This is a genomic window from Roseobacter sp. MED193, from assembly GCF_000152965.1.
Lineage (GTDB): Bacteria > Pseudomonadota > Alphaproteobacteria > Rhodobacterales > Rhodobacteraceae > Pseudophaeobacter.
Genome location: NZ_CH902583.1, coordinates 1,361,225 through 1,377,781 on the forward strand (window position 1 = coordinate 1,361,225; position 16,557 = coordinate 1,377,781).

The window sequence follows — 16,557 nt, forward strand, 5'->3', positions numbered from 1 at the left end:
TCAGACCTTTTCCTGAGTATATTTTTTCAGCTCGACCCGTGCCACCTGGCGACGGTGCACCGCATCCGGGCCATCGGCCAGACGCAGAGTGCGCACATGGGTCCAGGCAATCGCCAGCGGTGTATCCTGGCTGACACCTTGACCACCAAACATCTGAACGGCCTCGTCGATCACCTTGAGCGCAACCCGCGGTGCGACCACCTTAATCTGGCTGATCCAAGGTGCAGCGGCGCGCCCATCGCCCTGATCCATATACCAGGCGGCCTTTAGGCAGAGCAGACGCGCCATTTCGATCTCCATGCGGCATTCGGCAACGATGTCATAGTTGGCACCAAGATGGGCCAGCTTCTTGCCAAAGGCTTCGCGCTGCAGCGAGCGTTTACACATTTGCTCGAGTGCGGACTCTGCCTGACCGATAGCGCGCATGCAGTGATGGATGCGTCCAGGCCCAAGGCGGCCTTGGGCAATTTCAAATCCCCGGCCTTCGCCCAGCAGCAGGTTTTCGGCGGGCACGCGTACATTGGTGAAACGGATATGCATATGGCCATGGGGCGCATCGTCGTGTCCATAGACTTCCATCGGGCGCAGCACTTCGATACCCGGCGTATCGGCAGGCACCACGATCATTGACTGGCGCTGGTGCTTGGGCAGGTCTTCACCACCGGTTTTCACCATGACGATATAGACCTTGCAACGCGGATCCCCCGCGCCCGAGGCCCACCATTTTTCGCCGTTCAGCACATAGTCATCGCCATCGCGCACACAGGCCATCGACACATTGGTGGCATCCGACGAGGCCACGTCGGGCTCGGTCATCAGATAGGCGGAGCGGATCTTGCCCTCCAACAGCGGCGCCAGCCACTCTTCCTTCATCTTATCGGTGCCGTAGCGCTCAAACACTTCCATATTTCCGGTATCAGGCGCGGCGCAGTTAAAGACCTCAGCCCCCAGCGGCGTCTTGCCCATTTCCTCGGCGAAATAGGCGTATTCCACGGTGGAAAGGCCAAAACCCTTGTCACTGTCGGTGAGCCAAAAATTCCACAGCCCCTGCTCTTTTGCCTTGGCCTTCAGCCCTTCGAGGATCTCTGCCTGGCGGGCGGTATACTGCCAGCGATCTTCCTTGCCGATTTCGGCCTGATATTCGGCCTCCAACGGCATGATCTCGTCGCGCACCATGGTGGCAACCCGGTCCAACAGCTTGCGGTTCTCTGCCCGCATTCCAAAATTCATATCCATCTCAAATTCTCCTCCACTGCCGCTTTCGCTCTTGCAAAAACCATGGCTTAGTCGCTTGATAACTGTCCAGCACAATGACGGAACGTCATGGGCCGACAATGGAAAATAGACGGAAGGGAACGGGCATGGCGCTATTGGTCAATATTGGTCACAACGGATGGTATCGCGACACGGAATTGGCTGCTGAGCTGCGCGCCCTGATGCCCGAGGCGGATATTCGCACACTGGATGCGCCCGGCGACATGTCGGAAATCACCATGCTGGCGGTCTCTGGCCTGGCCCCAAATCTCCCCGCCCAATTGCCTAATCTGGCCCTGGTGCAGAAACTTGGTGCTGGCGTCGAAACCATCGTCGCCCACCCGGCCCTGCCGCCCCATGTGCAGGTGACCCGACTGAAACCGCTCGAGCCCGCACGCGAGATTGCTCAATACTGCCTGACCTATGTCCTTATGGGGCAACGCAATGTTGCAGCTCATGCCGAAAGCCAAGCCCGCGCTGCCTGGGAGTCACTGGAGCCGAAGCAAAACCACAAGACCCGCGTTGGCGTGCTCGGTATGGGACATATTGGCGGCGAGACTGCTCGGCTGATGCGTGACCTCGGATTTGAGGTGCACGGCTGGAGCCGCTCCCCCAAAGACATGGAAGGCGTCACCTGCCACCACGGGGCGGAAACGCTGGAGCCGATGCTGGGCATCTGTGACTACATCTGCGCCATCCTGCCCTCCACCGAAGAAACCCGCAGGCTGATCAATGCGCAGACATTGGCCGCGATGAAGCCTGGCGCCACATTCATCAATGCCGGACGTGGTGATCTGGTGGATGAGGCCGCATTGATTGCCGATCTGGATCGCGGCCACCTAGGCCATGCGGTGCTGGATGTGCTCTGCACCGAACCCCTCCCCGAGACAGATCCGCTGTGGTCCCACCCCAGGGTCACCATCACGCCGCATGTTTCGGGCTGGCACCTGGGCGAGGCCCTGGCGGATGTGGTGGAAAACTTCCGCCGGCTAAGCGCCGGCGAAGATCTACTGCATGCGGTAGACCGCCAGCGGGGCTACTGACCCCGCCTGCCGCCATCGGCTTCAGAACAATATGGATCTGATCGCTGCAAACGCAGGTCCAAATCGGAGCCAGCCTCCCAGCCCAGTCTGGGTTGGCTGGCCATCTTTCCAGGTTGCCGCCACTGACAGTGCCTGCCAGTCCGTCGTCAACGGGTTGCCGTTGAACAGGGTAAAATCTGCCCTCTTTCCAACCTCAATCGAGCCGATCAGATCCTGCTGCCCCAGCTGTTGCGCCGCCTGCAATGTCATCGCCGACAGAGCCTCGTAGCGGGTGATTGCCTGGTCCGGTGCGGTGATCGTGTCACCCGAAACCGAGTGACGGTCCACCGCCGTACGCAGGGTGCGCAGCGCATCAATCGGCGAGGCAGGGTGATCCCCATGCAGCGTCGTCACCACCCCCGCACGCATCGCCGCCCCCACCGGCATATAACGATCTGCGCGATCCCCAACGATATCGGGCAGCGCATCGCCATAGTAGTAGATATGATCGACAAAGAAGCCGAGGCTGATGCCCAGGGCCTTGGCCCGCTGAATCTGCGCCGGCGTGATCAGCGCATTATGCTCCAGCCTATGGGCCAGACCGGGGTTGGGCGCTGCCGCCTCAAAAGCGTCCAGAACCTGATCAATGGCGCGCTCCCCCTGGGCATGTACCGCGATCTGATGCCCCTGCGCCTGCAGGTCTGCCACGGTGGCGCTGAAATCGCCGGGCTCATGGTTCACCGGCCCCAGATGACCATGGGGGATATGCATCCGCTCTGAAGTGAGATCGCTGTGCTCATAGGCCTCGGCAAAGGCGGCGCCGCCGGTAAAGGGAGAACCATCCATCCAGTATTTGGTGCCAAGCACCCGGAAATCATCGTTGCCTCCCAGATCTTTGCCCTGATGTGGCAAGAGGTAGAGAAAGGCCCGCAGCGGCGCATCCCTGGCGCCGATATGGCGCAGCAATCCCACCGGATCGGGATGTTTGCCCACTGCCCCGGTGATGCCGATCGTGGTATAGCCTGCCTTGGCATAAGAAACATATGCGCGGCGCACCAACAGCTCTACCACCGCGGGATCTGCTGCGGGCATTGCACCAAGCACCGCATTTACCGCCTCCAGCTCGCGAAAGGCACCCGTCGCGCGCCCCTGCGCATCGCGGATGATGCCGTGGGGCTCACCAGACTCCGGGGTAGCCAGCGAAATGCCAGAGGCCCGCATCGCGGCGGTATTGGCAAAGACCTCGTGTAGCATCTGGGTGATCACCACCAGCGGCCGCTCTGGCGCAATCTCATCCAGCTCCCCCAAGGTGGGGGCGGAAAGATCCGCGATTGCCACCGGATCCCATCCATAGGCGACCAACCAGGGGGTGAGTGCAGTGGCATCTGCGGCCTGCTCCAAGCTCTGCATCACCTCCGCCCGGCTGGTGTGGCGAAAGCCGCTGACGTCCACCACCGCCCCCAGCAGCGCGGTTGCAATTGGGTGGGTATGGGGTTCGATCAAGCCCGGAGTCAGCACCCGGCCCGTGAGGTCATGCACTGGCGCGCCACTTTCTTGCAGCTGTGCCAAGGTGCCAACAGCGGTGATCACGCCATCCTGAACCAAAATCGCCTCGGGACCTGGCACCTCGGTCGCTGTGGACATGGGAAGGATCTGCCCTCCGGTCAGGATCAGCTGGGATGCAACGCGCTCGGGGCGCAGAAGATACCAGATCAGCCCCGCCGCTAGCAGCCCCAACACTAGCAACCCTTTGAATACGCGTCCCAGCCATTTCATCGCACGTATCTCCCCCGTACCGTTGCTCGGCAGGATTGTCTTCGCGATGGTTCCAAACAAGGCTGACGTTGCGGGAGGGTGCAAACTTAAGGAGAATTTACAGATTTCAGTCACAACCTCTGCGCTTACAAAGCAGAGATCGTATCAGCCTGCTGAGCAGTGGCTGCTGTCGCCGCAAAAAGAAAACCGCGCCTGGCCCCACCGTCGCCCGCGCCGTGCCTCAAAGCCTTCGCCGGACCACCCCAACAAACGAGAACGGGCCCCACAGGGCCCGTCGATTTTGATAATATTGCACCCAAGGCTTACTCTGCCGCCTCGACGTAGTCTTCCAATGGCGGGCAGGTGCAGATCAGGTTGCGGTCACCATAGGCATTGTCGACGCGGTTAACCGGCGGCCAGTATTTGTCGACGCGGAAGGCGCCGGGAGGAAAGCAGCCCTGCTCGCGGCTGTAGGGGCGATCCCAATCCTTCACCAGATCCTCCATGGTATGGGGCGCATGTTTCAGCGGGTTATTCTCCGGATCAATCACGCCCTCCTCAATGGCCTGCACCTCGGCACGGATCGACAGCATGGCATCGACAAAGCGGTCCAGCTCGGCCTTGGTTTCTGACTCGGTGGGTTCCACCATCAGTGTCCCCGCCACAGGCCAGCTCATGGTGGGGGCGTGAAAGCCACTGTCGATCAGCCGTTTCGCCACATCATCCACCGTCACGCCAGCGCTCTCGTCAAAGGGACGGGTGTCCAGGATACACTCATGCGCCACCCGGCCTGTCGGCCCCTTGTATAAGACGCCATAGGCGCCCTCCAACCGCTTTGCGATATAGTTGGCGTTGAGAATGGCCACCTTGGTGGCCTGGGTCAAACCCTCGCCCCCCATCATCAGACAATAGGCCCAGGAAATGGTCAGGATCGAGGCCGACCCATAGGGCGCTGCCGAGACCGGCCCTTGGGCGCCACCCAGTTCAGGGTGGCCCGGCAGATGCGCCACCAGATGTGCCTTAACGCCAATCGGCCCCATGCCGGGGCCACCGCCGCCATGGGGAATGGCAAAGGTCTTGTGCAGGTTCAGGTGGCTCACATCACCGCCCAGATCGCCGGGGCGGCTGAGCCCAACCATGGCGTTCATATTGGCACCATCAATATAGACCTGGCCGCCGTGATCATGGGTGATCTGGCAGACCTCGTGCACGGTTTCCTCAAACACCCCATGGGTGGAGGGGTAGGTGATCATGCAGCCCGCCAGATGTGTCGCGTGTTTCTCAGCCTTGGCGCGGAAATCATCCAGATCGATATCGCCATTCTCAGCGGATTTCACCACCACAACCTTCCAGCCCACCATCTGGGCCGAGGCCGGGTTGGTGCCATGGGCTGACATCGGGATCAGACAGATATTGCGGTGCGCCTCCCCTCTCGCCTGGTGATAGGAAGCAATGGTCAAGAGCCCGGCATATTCGCCCTGCGCACCCGAGTTGGGCTGCATCGAGATCGCATCATATCCAGTGATCTGGCACAGTTTCGCCGACAGGTCCGTGAGCATCTCACCATAGCCCGCCTGCTGCGCTGCGGGGGCGAAGGGGTGGATATGGGCAAATTCCGGCCAGCTCAGCGGCATCATCTCGGCCGCGGCGTTCAGTTTCATGGTGCAGGACCCCAACGGGATCATCGCCCGGTCAAGGGCCAGATCACGGTCCGCAAGGCGGCGCATATAGCGCATCATCTCGGTTTCGGCCCGGTTCATGTGGAAAATCGGATGGCTGAGGTAGTCAGACGTGCGGTGCATATTTTGCGGCACGCGGTACTCTGGCACCAGCGCATCATCCGTGCGGGTAATGCCAAAGGCGCGCCAGACGGCCTCGGTGGTGTCGCGGCGGGTGGTTTCATCCAGGGTAATGCCAACGCGGGTCTCGCCAACGCGGCGCAGGTTAATGCCCTCGTCCAGGGCCGACTTCATCACCGCCGCCTGCAAAGGCCCCACATCCACGGTGATGGTGTCAAAAAAGCTCTTGGGATCGACCTTGAAGCCCGCCTCTTCCAGCCCACGGGCCAGACGCACAGTTTTGCGATGAATGCGCTGCGCGATGGCCTTCAGCCCCTTGGGACCGTGGAACACCGCATACATGGAGGCCATCACCGCCAGCAGCGCCTGCGCGGTGCAGACGTTCGAGGTGGCCTTTTCGCGGCGGATATGCTGCTCGCGGGTTTGCAGCGACAGCCGGTAGGCCTTGTTGCCCTGGGCATCAATCGACACGCCGACAATGCGCCCCGGCATTGCTCGTTTGTAGGCATCGCGCGTGGCCATATAGGCCGCATGGGGACCGCCCGCCCCCATCGGCACGCCAAAGCGCTGGGTCGAGCCCACCGCAATATCGACCCCCATGGCGCCCGGCTCTTTTAGCAGGGTCAGCGCCAGGGGATCCGCCGCCACCACACCAATCGCACGGGCCCCGTGCAGCGCCTCCATCTGCGGGGTGAAATCACGCACATGACCATAGGTGCCAGGGTACTGAAAAAGCGCGCCAAAGACTTGATCCGCCTGCAGCTTGTCCGGATTGCCAACAATCACCTCAATATCCAGCGGCTGCGCGCGGGTTTGCACCACGGCGATGGTCTGCGGATGGCAGTCGCGATCGACAAAAAACGCCTTTGCCTTGGATTTTGCCAACCGCTGCGCCATGGTCATCGCCTCAGCCGCTGCGGTGCCCTCGTCCAGCAAGGAAGCATTGGCGACTTCCAATCCGGTAAGGTCTGATATCATCGTCTGAAAGTTCAGCAAGGCCTCAAGCCGCCCCTGGGAGATCTCTGGCTGGTAAGGCGTATAGGCGGTGTACCAGGCGGGGTTTTCCAGAATATTGCGCTGGATCGCCGGGGGCGTCACCGTGCCGTGGTAGCCCTGACCAATCAGCGAGGTCATCACTTGGTTCTTATCCGCCACTTGGCGCATGTGAAACAGCAGCTCACGCTCCGACAAGGGGCGGCCGAACTCCAACGCCGCAGACTGCCGGATCGAGGCCGGAACTGTGTCGTCGATCAGTGCCTCCAGGCTCTCGGCGCCAACCACCGCAAGCATCTCCTCCATTTCTTCTGGGGAGGGGCCGATATGACGGCGGTTGGCAAAATCATAGGGCAGATAATCGGTCGGGGTGAAAGACATCACATGGGTCCTGTTGATCTAGACATATTGCAAGCAGAGCGGGGCAGCGAAACGCAGGACGCAGAAATCTGATCGGGCAAACCCGGTATCATACACTGCTGGCCTGAAGGCGACGCTGGTAAAAGAAATCCCGCCGAACCAGGGGCGCGGCGGGGGCGGAGTTAACCGATGAAGGCCTTGTAGGCGGCTTCTTCCATATAGTCGTCCATGGGGGACATGTCTTCAACCTTAAGCTTGAAGAACCAGGCATCGCCTTGCGGGTCTTCATTCACCTTGCCGGGGGTCTCGGTCAGGGCGGCGTTGACCTCAACAACTTCGCCGTCCAGCGGCGACAGGATGTCCGACGCGGCCTTGACGGACTCAATCACCACAATTTCGTCGTCCTTGGCAAATTCGTCACCAACCTCGGGCAGCTCAATAAAGACCACATCGCCCAGCTGCTCGGCGGCATGGGCCGTGATCCCCACGGTCACAATTTCGCCGTCCACGTCCAGCCATTCGTGTTCTTCGGTAAATTTCATCGTCTTCATCCCGTTATGCTTGCCCCGGAGCGCCTTGCCCGGTGGTTGATCTGGCCTTGCGGCGCCCCAATGAGACACCTGAAATCTGGGGCCGGCTTGATCAGTGGGATCTGGTCAAGTCACTCCGGCATCCCCGCGCGAGCAGTCCGCCTGCGCGGTTCGATGCCCCCTCTGTCCCGGTGCCTGAGATCGTTATCCCTTCGGCGGCTCGAGTTCCCTCGAGCTCTCTCCAGAGTCTTTCGTGTATAAGGTCCCTTCTGCCTGAGAGTTTCCGGGGCGGTTGCTCCTTCGGCACCGAGCTTGCGGGGCAGGCCAAAGGCCCGACATCACAGCGACGGTTCTCCCATATACACAGGGGCACAATTACCAGCGCGCAGGAAACCGTTCAAGACGCAAATGCGTCCCGCTCTGTCGCTTTTGCTCATAACTATCTTGAGCGTCCCGCAAGCCGGGTCAGAAAAGGTTGAAGTACTCCGCCTGCTCCCACTCGCTAACTGTATTCAGGTAGCGATCCCATTCAAACCGCTTCAACTGCGACAAGTAGCTGACGAACTCCGCCCCAAGGGTGGCGGCAAAAAGTTCTGACCCCGCAAATCCCTCTAGCGCCTGACCAAGGGAACGCGGCAGCCGGGCAGCGCCGGCATCATAGGGCGAATAGGTCGGTGCTGGCGCAGCCAGCCCCGCCGCCATCCCGGCAGATCCCGCAAGGATCTGGGAAGCGAGAGCATAATAGGGGTTGGCCGAACTGTCCGGTGCGCGGTTTTCAATCCGCGAGGCGGCATCCTGGGGCTTCATCAGGGCGCGCAGCATGGCACCACGGTTGTCCTGCCCCCACTGAATGCGATCCGGCGCCAATTGATAGGGCTGATAGCGTTTGTAGCTGTTCACCGTTGGCGCGATCATCAGCGAGCATTCCGCCGCGTGCTGCAGCAACCCGGCAATCCAGCCAGAGGCCTGCGCACTCAGATTGCCATCCTCGGCGGGCTGAAACAGGTTGCGCCCGCTGCTGCGCTCCACCAGGGATTGATGTAGGTGCCAGCCATTGGCCATGGCATTTTCCAGCCGCGGCTTGGCCATGAAACTGGCGTGCAACCCGGCGCGGGCGCAGACCTCCTTGACCATGGTGCGGAACATGACCATGGCATCGGCCTGCTCCAGCGCGGGCAGCGGCGCAAAGGTGAATTCAAACTGGCTTGGCCCCATCTCGATCTCAACCGAGCGAAGTTGCAGGCCCAGCGCCTGGGCATTGCGGCGGATGTCATCCAGCACAGCTTCGCAGTCGCTATAGCGGGTTTCCGTCAGATATTGGTGTCCCTGGGTCAGATTTCGGGTCTGCACCGGTGCCCCTGGCATGGTGCATTGGCCATGCTCCAGCTCCGGGTTCAGGCGCTCAAAGATCTGAAACTCCACCTCCAAACCAAAAATCGCCTCCAGCCCCTGCGCCTGCACACCGCCCATGGCACGGCGCAACACCTGCGTTGAGGAGAAACTGATAGCGCTGCCATCGGTCTGTACCGGATCGCAGAGAATCCAGGCGGACTGTGGCGACCAGGGCAGCACCCGAAAGGTCTCTGGGCGCGGCACCAACAGCACATCCCCGGCGCCGCGCATCGGCACAAAGGCGTCCTGGCCGCGACCTTCGTCCCAGACCGGAAAGGCCGTACGATGTGAGGTGTCTTTCAGCAGCAGGGTTGAGGGCACATTCAGCCCAGTACGGAACAGCCCGGCAAAGGCCTCTGCCACCAGGGTCTTTCCCCGCAAAATACCATGCTGATCGGCAAACAGAACCCGCAGCGTTTCCACCCTGGCCGCTTGAAGCTGGGCCAATAGCTCATCTGCCTGGGTCAGCGCCTCAGAGCTGAGCAATCCGTCGCGCGCCAATCGTCCTGTTGCCAGATCATATGCCATTTGCGTCTATTCGTCCCTCTGCCGCTGCCAAATCCTGCAGCCCAATCTCACAGCCAAGCCGCGCCGCATCCTGCCGCTGTGCAGATCCTGCGTCACTCCCAAAAGCTACACCTCAGGGCAGATCCGTTGATCTGCCGTCAGGTAATCCCAAATTTTACTCAAAAAACAATGTTGATTAGGGGGCAACCTTGGCCAATGCGTGTTCCGCTGCGACATCAGCATCCCAGGAACAACCGCCGCGCCGCTCCTGGTCGGCCAGCAGTGCCGCGCTCTGCCAATCGCCGTCCTGCGCAATGGAATCATTAGAGATTGGCCCATAGACAGTAGACAGGTCCAGATCCCCCCACATCGGCAGGTCTTGATCCCGCCCCTCCTTGACCGCATCAATCGCTGCGCGCAGCTGCCGACGGTAACGAATGATGGCCACATCCGTCTTACCCAAATGCTCCTGAGTGCGGTCCTGAATAGCACCCATGCTTTCGACCGCCCATTGGTCATGCACGTTGATGTCCAGCCCCATGCCGGTATAGGTCTCGCGCTCTTGCTCTTTGGGGTCGAAACCATAGTTATTGTGGCGTCCTTTCAGCGGCGCATAGTCTGGCAGCCTATGCTCTTTCAGGCGCTGTTCGCGCATCAGATCCTTGTTTACGGGCTGATCAAAGCTGGTAAACATGGAGTACCAATAGCAGTTTTCATCATCAATCGGCACGTGCCATTGGGTGATGGTCATCTCGCGTGACATCGGAATGCAGATCGCCTCGGGGAAGATCTGATTGGTGATCCGGACATGGGTGCGCCCATCGCCCAGATGGCGCAGGGCAGTGATCTTGAGCCCGTGATCTGCCTCTTCAGCGGTGATTTCAGGACGGGGGAAATCGCGCAACAGTTTGGTCATCGGGATTTCCGTATTGCCAGCCGTATCGCGGAACTGTTTGCCATAGGCCTCTGCCGGGTCTTCGTCCTGCAGGAACCGATGCAAAAACGAAGCATGGGCTGGGTCGATCCCCACCTCCATGGCCTGCAGCCAGTTGCATTGCCAGAGGCCCTTAAAGGCAAAAACATGGGTGGTGGGCGCACGAAAGCAATCCAGCGCTGGGAAGTCTGGGGGCTCGCCCGGCCCCATATAGGCCCAGATGATGCCGTTCCTCTCGACCACCGGATAGGCGGTGGTTTGGATCTGTTCGTGCATCCGACTGCCGGCCGGTTCTCCCGGCTGTTCAACACATTGACCGGCGCGGTTGAAATGCCAGCCATGGAAGGGGCAGCGCAGCCCGTTGTCCTCTAGGCGACCAAAGCACATATCCGCACCGCGATGCGGGCAATGGCGCCCGATCAGGCCCAAAGCGCCCTCGCTGTCGCGAAATAGCACCAGATCCTCGCCCAGCAGCCGCACTGGCACCACAGGGCGCCCGCCCTCCAACTCATCCAAGAGCGCGGCGGGTTGCCAATAGCGCCGCAGCACCTCGCCGGCATCGCTGCCCTTACCTGTGCGGGTGAGGCCGTCGTTCAGTCCCTGGCTGATCATGGCTGGCTCTTTCTCTGGCAGTCAACGTGGAAGAGGTAGGCGACTTAACGGCCTTGACATAGTTCGAAATACGTACTTATAGTGTTGAATACGGTCATTTTTTGCAGTATGTTCCGGCCATTGTCAAGGTCACGACCAGAATTCAATTTTGACAAGCGACGGTTTCCATGACCAAATCAGAACAAGACCGAAATATTTCCTCAAGTTTTGCCAAGGGCCTAGCCGTGCTGGCCGTCTTTGATGCCGCAACGCCCAGCATGACCCTGGCCGAAATAGCCCGGCGCACAAAGCAAGACCGCGCCACCGCCCGGCGCGGGGCCTTGACGCTGGTTCAGGCTGGCTATCTGCGCCAACAGGGGCGCATGCTTTCGCTCACACCTCGGGTCCTGGCACTGGCTGGGGGATTTTTGCAGGCAAATCAATTTGGGCGCAGGGTGCAGCCGGTCTTGAATCAACATGCCACCAGACTGCAAACAGAGCTCAGCCTGGCGATTCTTGATCAGGGGCGGGTTTTATTGCTGGCGCAGTCTACGACTGAGCGCGGGCCTGTCACCTATGGCTTTACCGCTGGTGCCCATATCCCGCTGGTCCATACCAGCCTAGGCAGGATGCTGATGGCCTGCCTCTCCCAGGAAGAGGCCGCCGGTTTGCTGGATCGTTCGGAAATCCCGCGGCACACCGAACATTCGCTCCAGGATCAGGACGAGATCTTGCACCAGATCGCAGCAGCGCGCAGTCAGGGATATTGCATCACGGACAGCGAATTTGAACCTGGTATCATCGGCTATGCTGTCCCCCTGTCGCGTCCCGGGACGACGCCAGTGGTCCTGGGCAGTTCCACCCCCGGCGGCCTCGCGGCCGACCACAAAGCGGAACAGTTGCTGCAGGGGCTGCAGGTTTGCGCCGCTGAGCTGCGTCAGACCCATGCCGTTGAGGACCTCTGACCCCGGCCTGACCCTTGGCCTGACCCTGAGGGGGGGATCTCGGAACAGCCCAAGCATCCAAGCTCTGCGTTCGTTTTCAAAAAAACACGAAGATAGTTATCCCCCTTGCGCCGCTAGGAGTGGCGCAAGGGGAGGCGCATATTGCCCTTGGCATGCCCCAGCGGCAGCCCAGATTGAGCAATAGGGACACACCATGAGCCAAAGCAGCTATTTCACCCCCAAAGGCGGCCTACCCGGTCAGGATCAGCTGCTCACCGGGCGCGCGGTTTTCACTGAGGCCTACGCAGTACTCCCTGGCGGCACCATGCGCGATATCACCACCTCATTCCTGCCGGGCTGGAGGGGCATGCGCATGTGGGTCATTGCCCGGCCCATGACTGGTTTCTCTGAGACCTTCTCGCAGTATATTGTTGAACTTCAACCTGGTGGTGGATCTGACACTCCCGAAAGCGATGCCACTGCCCAAAGCAGTTTGTTTGTCACCGAAGGCAGCCTCCAGATCTGCATCGATGGCGAGGTCCAGGACCTCAGCCCCGGCAGCTTTGCCTATCTGCCAGCGGGCAGCAATTGGACCCTGCACAATCACAGCGCAGCCAGCGCCAGCTTCCACTGGATCCGCAAACGCTGGCAATCCGCCCCAGGGATCGACAGGCCTCAGGCTTTTACCTGCAATGAGCAGGACATCGCCCCCAATGCGATGCCCGACACAGAGGGACGCTGGGCCACCACCCGGTTCATGGACCCCGAAGACATGTCCCACGACATGCATGTCACCATTGTTACCTTCCAGCCCGGCGGCGTTATCCCCTTTGAGGAAACTCATGTCATGGAGCACGGGCTTTTTGTGCTTGAGGGCAAGGCGGTCTATTTGCTGAACAAGGATTGGGTTGAGGTCGAAGCAGGCGACTTTATGTGGCTTCGCGCCTTTTGCCCACAGGCCTGTTATTCTGCCGGCCCAGGGCCATTCCGCTACCTGCTATATAAGGATGTGAATCGCCACATGCCCCTGTCCCTCTAGCCCGGACTGGAGACGGGACGGGGCTCTGGAAAAGACCTCGTGCAGCGCCTTGGCTCCGGTGGCCCTCCTCCTGTGCCGCTTTCTTTACCGCAGCTGGTGGAGAAGCCCATTGCAAAGCCCGGTCGCGGCGCTAGGCTGGCGGCAAGTGCTTTTGACTACCGGAGCTTTTCGCAATGATCACCAGCCCCCCGTCCTCGAAACTGTCTGCAACATGGCCCGCAAAACTGCCCTCAAAGCTGGCTGCTGCCCTGTGCCTTTCGGTCGCTTCTGGTTTGATGCCCATCACCACGCAGGCCAAAGACTTAGAAGCCGACAAGCAGGTCACGGTTTTGGGACGCAGCTGGGTTGTCGCCCCGACAGAAGAGGTGCCTGGATTTTATAGCGCCACCCGGCTCAATACCGAATTGCGCCCCAAACGCCCGCCCGCTGTGCTCAGCGCGCGACAGGCAGTGCGCGCCTTTCATAGGGCAACAGGGTGTAGCACCAATCTCGACACGCTGTATCGTGACATCACCGGCACCTATTTTTCCGCTCTGATCTGCCCACATCAGTAACCCCTCAAGACCACCGCCCGCGCAGGTTAGAGTTTAACCCGCCAAGGCAGATTTGCTGAACAGATCCCCGGTCCTTTGCCCCTCGCAAGACCATCCGGATCGCAGGAGAGTTGCGCATATGAAAATTGCCATCAATGGGTTTGGCCGTATCGGTCGCGCTATTTTGCGCCAGATCCTCACGACGACGCGCGGCGAGGGGGTCGAGATCGCCCTGATCAATGACATCGCCCCACTGGAGATGTGCGCCTATCTATTTCAATACGACAGCACCTTTGGCCCCTTCCCCCATGCGGTAACCCATGGAGACCGCATGCTCCGGGTTCTGGACAAATCCGTCCCGATGTCCCACGAGGCCGATCTCACCCAGGTCGATCTTTCCGGTGTTGATGTGGTGCTGGAATGCACCGGCATTGCCCGCAGTTCCGACGTGGCACAACGCGGCCTGGCGGCCGGGGCCGGCAAGGTCTTGATTTCCGGCCCCTCTCCTGCCGCCGAGCAAACAGTGGTCTTTGGGGTCAACGAGAAGCGACTGGGAGGAGCGCGGATTGTCTCCAACGCCTCCTGCACCACCAATGGGCTGGCCCCTTTGGTCAAGCTGGTCGACGAAATCGGTGGAATTGAGAGCGCTCATATGACCACCATCCATTGCTACACCAACTCGCAGCCTATGGTGGACGCCCCGCGCGGTGACTTTGCCCGCTCACGCGCAGGCGCTTTGTCGATGGTGCCAACAACCAGTTCAGCAACCTATCTGATTGATGAGGTCCTACCACATCTCAAGGGCCGGATCAGCGGTGCCGCCCTGCGGGTACCGACTGCCAGCGTTTCCGCGGTGGACCTGGTCGCCCGGCTGCAAAAACCGATGGATGAGCCCAGCTTCGTCGCCGCACTCAAAACTGGTAGCGAGGCTGCTGAGGTCTTGGGCTGGACCGAAATGCCGCTGGTTTCGTCAGACCTACGCGCCCGCCCGGAATCCCTCATCCTCGCAGCACCGGAAATTCGGATGGTGGACCCGCAGCAGGTCCGCGTCTTTGGCTGGTATGATAATGAGTGGGGCTTTTCCGCGCGGATGCTGGACGTCGCGCGCCTGATGGCCAGGTCATAAGAGACCAAAGCCAGACGTACCCGACCGTCGCCACAGCCGCAAAGCCGCCGCGCTCCCCTTGGGCCAGGCGCTGCGCTGTCGCGCGGCGAGCATAAGACCTCCCCGCCACCTCCTCTGCCGAACACGGGGTCAAGGGCAGCCCTGGCTGCCGCGCGGCAGCGCGGTTCACCCTTGAGGCCGGGGTCGGCGTGGCACACTCAATAACGCCTCTGAGGGGCAGACCTGCTCCTCAGAGGCTTCTCAGCAAAAAAATGCGCCGCGCGAAGCGCGGCGCTGGGCCCAACGGATCTTGGCCAATCTTTGATTGTCCTGGATCGGGCGGGAGCCCTCCCCTTTCTCAGCTAGGCCCCGCAGAAGGTTACAGGCTGCCCTCACCATTCCCGGCCATACCGCCAGAGACTTCTTCGGTGGCTTCATCCGCCAATTCTGCAGGCAAGATCAGGTTGAGCACAATTGCAATCAACGCGGCGGGCAACAGGCCACTGGTCATCAGCACCTTCAGCGTGCCTGGCAGATATTGCACCGCCCCCGGCTCCAGCTGCAGCCCCAAACCAACCGACAGAGAAATCGCAAAGATCACCATATTGCGCCGGTTCCAGTCCACATCGGACAGCATCGAAATACCGGCGGCCACAACCATGCCAAACATCACAATGACACCGCCCCCAAGCACCTCAATCGGAATAGTGCGGATGATCGCGCCAACCTTGGGCACCAAGCCACAGAGGATCAGGAACAGCGCCCCGATGGTGACCACATGGCGGCTCATCACTCCGGTCATGGCGATCAAGCCAACGTTCTGGCTGAACGAGGTATTAGGCAGCCCGCCGAAGATGCCGGCAACAGCCGAGCCCAGACCATCAGCATAGGTTGCCCCGGCGATTTCCTTGTCCGTCGCCTCACGCTTGGCCCCACCGCGGGTGATGCCGCTGACATCGCCCACAGTCTCGACCGCCGAAACAAAAGCCATCAGACAGAAGCCGAGAATGGCAGCAAAGGAGAACTCAAACCCGTATTTGAACGGCACCGGCAGAGCAAAAGAGGCCGCGCGCGACCAGCTGGTGCCAATGGCGTCAAAGGTCACCATGCCCATCATCAGAGCATAAATATAGCCGATAATCAGACCCAAAAGCACGGCTGAGACCGACAGCATACCACGTGCAAAAAACTTGAGCCCCAGTGTGGCAAAGATCACCACCAGAGCCGCCGACCAATTCAACAAAGAGCCATATTCAGGCGTGCCAATCGCAGGCACCCCGCCAGCCGCATATTGAATGCCCACCTTGACAAGGGCTAGGCCGATCATGGTCACAACCAGCCCGGTTACCAATGGCGGCAGGGCAAAACGGATCTTGCCAATCACCAGCCCCAGAAGCCCATGAAAGATGCCACCAATCAGCACCCCACCATAAAGCGCCGCCAGGCCATCCACGCCTTTGCCTGCCACCAGTGGGATCATGATCGGCAAAAAGGCAAAGCTTGTCCCCTGCACGATTGGCAGCGCTGCCCCAACAGGCCCCAGTGTCACAGTCTGCAACAGGGTGGCCACCCCAGCAAAGAGCATCGACATCTGGATCAGATAGAGCAGCTCTGGGAAGTCCGGTGAGTTGGAGCCAAAGCCAAATCCCGCAGCCCCCGCGACAATGATCGCCGGTGTCACGTTAGAGACAAACATTGCCAGCACATGCTGGATGCCCAGCGGCACCGCACGGGCCAGGGGTGGAGTATAATTCGGATCCCGCAATTGCGCGGGCGTTCCTATTGCGCCGTCAGCCATT

At 60.5% G+C, this 16,557-nt stretch carries 12 protein-coding genes and 1 riboswitch; of the genes, 5 read left to right on the forward strand and 7 right to left on the reverse strand.

All coding sequences use genetic code 11. The features are described 5' to 3' along the window. Positions 1-1,236 carry an acyl-CoA dehydrogenase family protein gene (locus MED193_RS08985; protein ID WP_009809386.1) on the reverse strand — a complete coding sequence of 412 codons (1,236 nt, stop codon included), beginning with the start codon at positions 1,234-1,236 and terminating at the stop codon, positions 1-3. Positions 1,237-1,334: 98 nt separating this feature from the next. Between MED193_RS08985 and MED193_RS08990 the strand changes: the two genes are divergently transcribed. Next, positions 1,335-2,297, forward strand: a complete 963-nt coding sequence (locus MED193_RS08990; RefSeq protein WP_254655443.1) for a glyoxylate/hydroxypyruvate reductase A — start codon at positions 1,335-1,337, stop codon at positions 2,295-2,297. A 21-nt stretch (positions 2,298-2,318) separates the two neighbouring features. Here MED193_RS08990 and MED193_RS08995 read toward each other — a convergent pair whose 3' ends face one another. The 5 genes from MED193_RS08995 to MED193_RS09015 form a co-directional block, all read right to left on the reverse strand. Further along, complete coding sequence (locus tag MED193_RS08995; protein WP_009809388.1) at positions 2,319-4,052, reverse strand: amidohydrolase; 1,734 nt, start codon at positions 4,050-4,052, stop codon at positions 2,319-2,321. 302 nt (positions 4,053-4,354) lie between these two features. Then, positions 4,355-7,204, reverse strand: coding sequence for an aminomethyl-transferring glycine dehydrogenase (gene gcvP, locus MED193_RS09000; RefSeq protein WP_009809389.1), 2,850 nt, complete (start codon positions 7,202-7,204; stop codon positions 4,355-4,357). A gap of 161 nt (positions 7,205-7,365) precedes the next feature. Continuing rightward, the gene (gene gcvH / locus MED193_RS09005) at positions 7,366-7,725 is read right to left on the reverse strand and encodes a glycine cleavage system protein GcvH (RefSeq protein ID WP_039966068.1); all 360 of its coding nucleotides are present in this window, start codon (positions 7,723-7,725) and stop codon (positions 7,366-7,368) included. Positions 7,726-7,886: 161 nt separating this feature from the next. After that, a riboswitch (glycine riboswitch) is annotated at positions 7,887-7,968 on the reverse strand. 210 nt (positions 7,969-8,178) lie between these two features. Beyond that, the gene (locus MED193_RS09010) at positions 8,179-9,633 is read right to left on the reverse strand and encodes a glutamine synthetase family protein (protein ID WP_009809391.1); all 1,455 of its coding nucleotides are present in this window, start codon (positions 9,631-9,633) and stop codon (positions 8,179-8,181) included. Positions 9,634-9,808: 175 nt separating this feature from the next. Continuing rightward, positions 9,809-11,158 (reverse strand): aromatic ring-hydroxylating dioxygenase subunit alpha, encoded by a 1,350-nt coding sequence (locus MED193_RS09015; protein ID WP_009809392.1) that lies wholly within the window; start codon positions 11,156-11,158, stop codon positions 9,809-9,811. A gap of 167 nt (positions 11,159-11,325) precedes the next feature. On the opposite strand from MED193_RS09015, the gene MED193_RS09020 reads away from it, so the two are divergent. From MED193_RS09020 to MED193_RS09035, 4 genes are all read left to right on the forward strand, one after another. Then, positions 11,326-12,102: an IclR family transcriptional regulator C-terminal domain-containing protein gene (locus tag MED193_RS09020; RefSeq protein ID WP_009809393.1), complete on the forward strand. Its 777-nt coding sequence runs from the start codon at positions 11,326-11,328 to the stop codon at positions 12,100-12,102. Positions 12,103-12,295: 193 nt separating this feature from the next. Next, positions 12,296-13,120 carry a bifunctional allantoicase/(S)-ureidoglycine aminohydrolase gene (locus MED193_RS09025; protein WP_009809394.1) on the forward strand — a complete coding sequence of 275 codons (825 nt, stop codon included), beginning with the start codon at positions 12,296-12,298 and terminating at the stop codon, positions 13,118-13,120. Positions 13,121-13,293: 173 nt separating this feature from the next. Next, on the forward strand, positions 13,294-13,674 hold the full coding sequence (locus MED193_RS09030) for a hypothetical protein (protein ID WP_009809395.1): 381 nt from the start codon (positions 13,294-13,296) through the stop codon (positions 13,672-13,674). A 118-nt stretch (positions 13,675-13,792) separates the two neighbouring features. After that, positions 13,793-14,779, forward strand: coding sequence for a type I glyceraldehyde-3-phosphate dehydrogenase (locus tag MED193_RS09035; RefSeq protein WP_009809396.1), 987 nt, complete (start codon positions 13,793-13,795; stop codon positions 14,777-14,779). A 358-nt stretch (positions 14,780-15,137) separates the two neighbouring features. On the opposite strand, the gene MED193_RS09040 is transcribed toward MED193_RS09035, so the two are convergent. Then, positions 15,138-16,556 (reverse strand): uracil-xanthine permease family protein, encoded by a 1,419-nt coding sequence (locus MED193_RS09040; protein ID WP_009809397.1) that lies wholly within the window; start codon positions 16,554-16,556, stop codon positions 15,138-15,140. Position 16,557: the final 1 nt, after the last annotated feature.